The organism is Blautia faecis (genome assembly GCF_020554845.1).
Lineage (GTDB): Bacteria > Bacillota > Clostridia > Lachnospirales > Lachnospiraceae > Blautia_A > Blautia_A faecis.
The window spans coordinates 1-4,765 of sequence record NZ_JAJCIA010000068.1 but is presented as its reverse complement, the minus strand read 5'-3'; the positions used below and the strand labels follow the sequence as shown (position 1 = coordinate 4,765).

Sequence of the window (4,765 nt, the reverse complement as noted above, 5' to 3'; positions counted from 1 at the left end):
CTCCCACAAATTGTGACGCACATCTTGCAGAAAGCCTTTTTCAGACACGCTCTAGAGAATTTCCATGGTCCAGGAAATCTGGCACTCCCTGCCAGCTTCCAGTGAAATAAGATTCTTCTGTTCCTCCAGATTTTCTGTAATTCCCTGTCTGGATGGAAGGGAACACCACGGCTCAATGCAAACATAAGGAGCATCCATGCAGGGCATATGCCAGAAACCGACATAAGGCATATCCACATAAGATACCTTCACTGCCTTTTTGCCCTTCGTACTGTGAAGCAGAACCTCTCCAGAGGTTTTCTCCAGCACAATAGCATCTTCATCAAAAAGATTATGACGAAGAGGAATCCGTCTGCCCTCCAAAAGTTCATAGGACTCCTTCCCCTCCACAAAACACTCCTGTGAAAAAAGAATGCGCTGCGGCTCACATGCCCTGGAAAATTCCAATTCATAATCCTCAAAGGAAAGTCCCTCTTCCATCGGAATATTAAATCCCGGGTGACCGCCGATTCCAAAATACATCGTTTTCTCATCCTTATTTTTTACCGAATAGAAAACTTTTAAAGTATTTTTCTCAAGCAGATATCGGATCTCAAAACGAAAATGAAATGGATACTGTTCCAAAGTTTCCCTGGTATCTTCCATTGCAAACACCAGTTCATTCTCCCCTGCTTTCTCACAGGAGAAAACAGAATCCTTGGCAAAACCGTGAATATCCATATGATACGTCTTCCCCTGAAATATGTAGGATTTCTCCCATAATCTGGCAATATAGGGAAAAAGATTGGCACCATGCTCGTTCCAGTATCTGTCATCTCCCTGCCAGATATACTCAAATCCGTCCTTATCTGTCACGGACCACAAAATAGCACCTTCTGTGTCGGCCTTCACTTTAAGATATTCATTGCTGATCTCGTATTTCATCCCATTCCTCAACTTCCTGGCATCATATCGGGCCATGATAAAATCTCTCTGGCAATGACCTCTTCATAGTTGCCCTCAATATCCTGACTGCGTCCTGCTTCATAAATATTTGTCTCTGCCCCCCAGACACGGTCCTCATACTCCCACACATGGAATTTCAATCCTCGAAACAGAAAATCAAGACTTCCGCAGCCATCAATCTCTGTATATTCGTATTTGATATTCTTCTTTTTTAATGCATCCTGTACAATCTGTAACCGCATTTTTGTCACCTTCCTTTAGTCTCAAAGCGATACCTTTTTATGGTCATTCTTTTTTCTGCTGACCATTATCTACATAAATTCTGTTCTTACCGGATTTCTTTGAAGCATACATTGCGTTATCCGCCGCCAGATACAGGCTTTCATAGTCGTTTCCAGCTGCAGGATAAGCCGCCGCTCCTATACTCACGGTAAAATGTGGTGTAGTCTCTGACTTTGCCAGAATATCAAGAATTTCCGCACCTTTTGCTTCAACAGCCGAAGCAAGCTCTGTATTTGTCATAAACACAATAAATTCATCACCGCCAAGACGACCGACAATATCCTCCCTACGGAAATGTTCCTTCAAAAGTTTTACCAAAGTAATCAATGCAAGGTCACCTATTGCATGCCCCATTGTATCATTTACCGTCTTAAAATCATCAATATCGAGCATAAGCAGGTAACCTTTACACTCTTTATCCTGCATAAGCGTATTGATTTTCTGCTCTGCAGCCTTGCGGTTCAGAGCACCTGTAAGACCATCAACAGAGGCTTTTTCACGAAGATCCTGTTCTCTGGTCATCTCATCCTGAACGTCAGAAATCTTGCCCAGAAATGCCTGTGGTGTACCAAGACGGCCTCGTATCAGACGGCCCATCCATCGCACCCAACGATAATTATCGTTCTTATCCTTAAAACGGATTACAAAATCATCAATCTCATCAGAATTATCACCAATTGAGGAAAGAAGTGCCTTTACCTTCGCCACATCATCTGGATGAACCATTGTGAAATCTGTGTCACTGTCAAAAGGCCTGATCGGACCGATTTCCTTCAGTCCAAATAAAGTCGTTATATTTGGCGTAAATACCAATGTTTTTTCCAGGCAGTCATATTCAAAAAGAACCGTGTCCGAAAACTCCGACAAAATGTCGTACCTTGCCTGACCTTTCATCACTTTCTTCTGCTGTTTCATATAGAATCGTACTGTAAAAAGCAGCATAATCAACGCGCATCCAAGAAGCGTAAAAATAATCATGCGGTTTCCATTGATGAGCACTGCTTTATAATTCTTCATTTTGGCGGAACGATATTCTGAAAACAGAATACAGTCTCTGCCTTCCAACTTGGATGCCACCAGATAGATATCCGTTTTCTCAAGCTCCGTGAAAATATGGGGTGCTCCATAGGTCAGCTTTTTAAGGGACTTTTCCACCTGGGAAATACTGTTATCTTTCACATGCTGCGAATGAAGCACTGTCGCCACCGTATATTCAATGTCAAAAATCCGCATATCTCCTGCCAGGATTTTCCCATCTGAATTGCACGCATAGTGAAGCACATTCCCCTCGTCCTCGTTCAGAGCCTCCCAGGCTTCCTCCACCTTATCTGCTCCAGCTGAACCAGCCAGGAAATTCTCCATTTCTGTCAGTGCTTCCGAATGGGTGGATAAAAGTGATTCCTCCATAAGCTCTGTAAAAATCTTCTCTGTTCTTTGACGATATCTGCTCATAAGAAAAATCGTCAGAAACACCATCACAGCAAGACAGACCAGTCCGATGATCATTCCCTGCCGTTTCATTTTGTATTCAGGATTGTCTTTCACGCTTTTTTCCATATTAACGTCATCCATTCCAAGCCGTGACGGCTTTTATTCGTTATTTTTCAGTATAAAGCCTATATATTCTGCTGTCAAGCTTGTGATTTTTGGTCACTTTTTACAAGTCTTGTATTGGAAGGATACTTTTGTTTTATTCATAGGGTTCCATCTGCCGCTGAAATAATGTAAAGTGAATAAAACAAAAAGAAGCATATTGTGACCTATCATGCATCCCCAGGCAGACACAAGTCCCAGTCCAAGAAGATGGATGCAGATAAAAGTCCCCAGAATTCTTACACCCCACATTCCCGCTACATTGAAAATAAAGGGAGTTACTGTTTTCCCCACACCTTGCATCATGCCCTCGATCACAATAGGTACACCATAAAACGGTTCGGAAACAGCAACCATACGAAGTACCGTACTTCCCAGACGGATAACCTGCGCATCTGATGAAAACAGCCTAATCAATATCGGCGCAAAAATAAACAGCAGACTTCCGGAAATAACCATCAGTCCCACTTCCAACGGCACAATTGCCTTGGCAAGGCTGTTGAGTTTTTTATTGTCATTGGCCCCAAGAGCATTTCCTGCAAGAGTAGCCGCTGCTGTCTGCATTCCATATCCTGGAATATAAAAAGCAGATTCTACTGTATTGGCAATAGTATGGGCTGCCGTTGCAGTCTCGCCCAAAGAATTGATCATGGATGCAAATGCCACATATCCAAGGGACGTGGCAAATCGCTGAAACATATTTGGAACAGCCACCTTCAGACAAGGGCGCAGAACTGCAGAATCCGGCAGGAAGCTCTGACCCTTTGGAGATATATCAGTATGCTTCCATAATTTAACCGTAATTGCAATACCTCCAATGGTATAAGCTATAGCACTCGCAGCTGCTGCACCTTGAACGCCCCATCCCGCGCCTGGGATCACCAGTTCTTTTCCACCAATCAGCACAGTTCTGGTGGAATATATAAGAAAAAAGTTCAGTACAATGTTAATAACATTAAAGGCAACTCCTACCTGCATAGGGGTTTTGGTATCGCCCACTGCTCTCAGGACAGTTCCAAAAATAATGTTCGCAGTTCGAAAAAGCATCGGTGCATAGAGGATCAGGAAATAGCTGGATGCCAGTTTCTGAATAGAAGGATCTACCTGCATCCAAACAGGGACTTTACGGCTCAGTCCCATTGTCAGAATTGTAAAAAATATTCCTACGATCACAACTGTCAGCACAGCCTGTCCTGAAGCTTTTTTTGCCTGTTCTTTTTTTCCTGCTCCGATTGACTGGGATATGTATGCCAAAAATCCTATGCTGATCGCAGAAATCGTACTTCCAATCAGCCAGTTTACTGTACTGGTAGCTCCAACAGCGGCCGTTGCACTTGTTCCCAGGACGCCTACCATACCAGTGTCCATATATTGTACTGCAGTCTGCATCAGTTGTTCCAGCATAGTTGGCCACGCAAGAGAAAAAATAACTGGCAGCATTTCTTTTGTTCCCTGATCTGCCAGTCTGGATCTGTTTCTAGTTGATTTCATCTTATTTCTTCCTATTCTGTTACCTGTTATTTTATGATACCAGTGTCAAAAGGTCAAAAAGCCGTTCGTGCTTGCACGATAAGGTGTTTGAACTTGGGACATGCCAAATATGAGAAAGTAGCGATTTACGCAGTAAATCAGCAGATTTCGAATATTTGGAGGATTGCGGGAGCAGCGTAGCTGGATCGCAATCCGAGGTATCAAATGAGTGGCAAAAGACCTTTTGACACTCATATCATTTTATGAATTGATTTAAAAAATATTTTAACAGAATATAAAGAAAAAAAATAGGGTAAAAGTAAAGAAAAGGCAACAAAAAAACGATAACCAACCGGCTACCGTTTTCGTTCTGTACCTTCAAAACTACATACATGTTACATCCTAATGGAATCATTTTTCAACCTTGCGATTGTTGGTCAAGCCCTCACCCTATTAGTAACAGTCAGCTCCATGT

General features: G+C 42.6%; 4 protein-coding genes. All 4 read right to left on the bottom strand.

Going from position 1 to position 4,765, the window contains the following annotated elements:
* Positions 1-51 precede the first annotated feature (51 nt).
* Complete coding sequence (locus LIZ66_RS18105; RefSeq protein WP_226815292.1) at positions 52-924, bottom strand: aldose 1-epimerase family protein; 873 nt, start codon at positions 922-924, stop codon at positions 52-54.
* A gap of 8 nt (positions 925-932) precedes the next feature.
* Entirely contained in the window at positions 933-1,187 is a 255-nt protein-coding gene (locus LIZ66_RS18100; protein WP_118583324.1) for a kinase, read from the bottom strand.
* Positions 1,188-1,230: 43 nt separating this feature from the next.
* Positions 1,231-2,784: a sensor domain-containing diguanylate cyclase gene (locus LIZ66_RS18095; RefSeq protein ID WP_178090755.1), complete on the bottom strand. Its 1,554-nt coding sequence runs from the start codon at positions 2,782-2,784 to the stop codon at positions 1,231-1,233.
* Positions 2,785-2,877: 93 nt separating this feature from the next.
* A complete protein-coding gene (locus LIZ66_RS18090; protein WP_226855250.1) occupies positions 2,878-4,311 on the bottom strand; it encodes an MATE family efflux transporter in 1,434 nt (477 codons plus the stop codon).
* Positions 4,312-4,765 lie beyond the last annotated feature (454 nt).

Coding starts and splice junctions, on each gene's coding strand:
- LIZ66_RS18105 (WP_226815292.1), bottom strand. CDS start 924: ATGAAATACGAGATCAGCAATGAATATCTTAAAGTGAAGGCCGACACA.
- LIZ66_RS18095 (WP_178090755.1), bottom strand. CDS start 2,784: ATGGAAAAAAGCGTGAAAGACAATCCTGAATACAAAATGAAACGGCAG.
- LIZ66_RS18100 (WP_118583324.1), bottom strand. CDS start 1,187: ATGCGGTTACAGATTGTACAGGATGCATTAAAAAAGAAGAATATCAAA.
- LIZ66_RS18090 (WP_226855250.1), bottom strand. CDS start 4,311: ATGAAATCAACTAGAAACAGATCCAGACTGGCAGATCAGGGAACAAAA.